Annotated in this window: 2 protein-coding genes; one reads left to right on the top strand and one right to left on the bottom strand. The window is 35.5% G+C overall.

Annotated elements, in window-relative coordinates; genetic code table 11:
• The coding region (locus AAGF08_RS20310; RefSeq protein ID WP_343513281.1) for a T9SS type A sorting domain-containing protein at nt 1-453 on the top strand (453 nt) is incomplete at its 5' end.
• Nucleotides 454-1,077: 624 nt separating this feature from the next.
• Here the strand turns inward: AAGF08_RS20310 and AAGF08_RS20305 are convergent.
• Nucleotides 1,078-2,319 (bottom strand): Ig-like domain-containing protein (locus AAGF08_RS20305; protein WP_343513280.1); only part of this gene is annotated, 1,242 nt, incomplete at its 5' end.

The following is a 2,319-nucleotide window of genomic DNA, read 5'->3' as shown; positions in this document are numbered from 1 at the left end:
CTGAGCTATAATTATGAATTTGGGGATAGATCGGTTTCCACCGAGAAAAATCCAAGCCATCTGTTCGTCAACCCTGGATCACATGAAGTTAAAGTCACGGTAAGGGACGGAAGAGAACTGGTAAGTGAGGAGATCATCACCATACAGGTGAACAAGTCCAATGAAGCCGGATTCAATACCGATTCAGGATTTGGCAACTCCACTGTCAGGATGTATCCAAACCCGGCCAGAGACCTAGTCAATCTCCAATCTAATGACCCAGAGGAGAAACTCGGAGAGATTTCAGTGTTTGATGTCAGGGGTAGATTGGTTCAGAGCTATCTTCCAGAAATGGTGGAAAATGGAAACAAGTATACCATATCGGTAAGCAACCTTGCCGCAGGAGTCTACTTCTTAACGACCACAACAGAAGAAGGAGTATCGCAACTTCAGCGTTTGATCGTTGTCAAATAAATTCCAAAGCTAGAATGGATCAAAATGACGGTGAAAGGAAATAGTGAAAAATAAAAAGATAGATTAAATCAATAAAAGAGCTCGGTATATTACTGAGCTCTTTTCATTTATATGAATAAATTAGATTAAATGAGAAGATTACCAGAATAAGGTATCATATTCAACCTTACCATAATCAACTATTTTCGATCAATCCTATCAAATCATTCAAGTGCTTTAAAAAAATAATGAATCTATATTTTAAACTCCTTGCCTACGTCTTACCTGAATTGTCAAATTATTAGAAAACCATAATTCATTGAGGATTTTGGTTCTAATGTCTACTTTTCTTTCCAAATTATTTTCTAAGGATAAAGGTTAGATCATGCCACTTAAATTTTTCGTGATTTGAAATGAGACCATTTAACATCAATTTCTAATCACTTCTAAAAGAATTCTCTAATGTCAATTCAAAAACTTTTTTAGCTATAGGATTAATTATCGGAATTGGATCACATAAAAGATTCATGAGTAGTTAGAATTACTAATTGAATATTTAAACGATTATCACTTTCACCAGCCTCAATCAAATAAAAAAACCCGTGAAGAATGTTCACGAGTTTATTGGTCGAGGTTCTGAATTATTTATTGCTTAATGAACCTCTTAGTATCGTATGTGAATACTTTACCGAGAATCCTGATAAAGTAAACTCCTTGACTATATGAACTCACGTTGATTGTCACTTTTCCAACATTTGTATTTGTTTGAAGAACGTCTAAAGTAGTACCATTCACATTATAAATATGTATTTCTACTTCTTCTTCTTGGTACATTTTTCCTAGATAAATATTCAAAATATCGGATGTGGGATTTGGTCCAATGTCAAATGTGTATGCCTCTTCTTCAAAATTACCAAAAGATCTGTTCTGAGAGTCAGCTTGATCTTTCAAGACTTTGATATTTACCCAATCAGAAGACAATTCAGCTCCATACTGGAACGCTTTAACAGATATCACATTATCACCTTCTATAACACTAGTCAAAGGCAGGTCATAACTAAGTTCTTTTGTGACACCTACTTTCATTCCCCTGACATAAACTTGGAGACTGTCATATTTCGAATAAGAAGACTCATCCCCTATTTCTACAGTAATATTTTCAGAAGAATTGAATTCTTGATCTTTAGTTGGGCTAACTATCTCCATGTTATTAGTTCTAAATGCAGACCCATTAAATACAGTTACATTAACTAAAGAAGATTCTGCTGTCAATCCACCTTGGTCAGTAACTCTCGTTTTTAGCACATAATTTCCAGAAGGCACATTAGTAACCAATAATTGATATGGTGCTGAAGTAACTGAACCTATTACAGTATTACCACTAAAGAACTCCACCAATGCTATTTGATTTTCGGGATCAGATACATATGACTGAATTAGAATATCTGAACCTTGTGCGAAAGATTGATTATTCGTTGGAGTAACAATACTTATAAAAGGAGGTAGATTCGTTTGGGCTGTAGAATTCACGTTAATATTAACTAAACCAGATTCAGCAGATAAACCTCCTTGATCTGTTACCCTAGTTTTTAATGCATGGCTTCCTACAGGGGCATTATTCCAATTTATCTCATATGGAGCAGAAGTGACAGATCCGATCAATGTATTTCCACTAAAGAACTCCACTCGTGCTATTTGATTCTCAGGATCCGCTACATACGCTTGGATAAGAATTGCATCCCCTTCATCAAATGACTGATTTTGCATAGGAGTTACGATACTGGTTACCGGTGGTTGATTTGCCGGTCCGGATGAATTTACTGTAATATTTACAATACCCGATTCGGCTGACAAACCTCCCTGATCAGTCACTCTGGTTTTTAATGA

The sequence above is a fragment of the Algoriphagus sp. SE2 genome, assembly GCF_039563885.1.
Taxonomy (GTDB): domain Bacteria; phylum Bacteroidota; class Bacteroidia; order Cytophagales; family Cyclobacteriaceae; genus Algoriphagus.
Note: the sequence above shows the minus strand (reverse complement) of the source record. Positions and strands in the feature narration are given on the sequence as shown.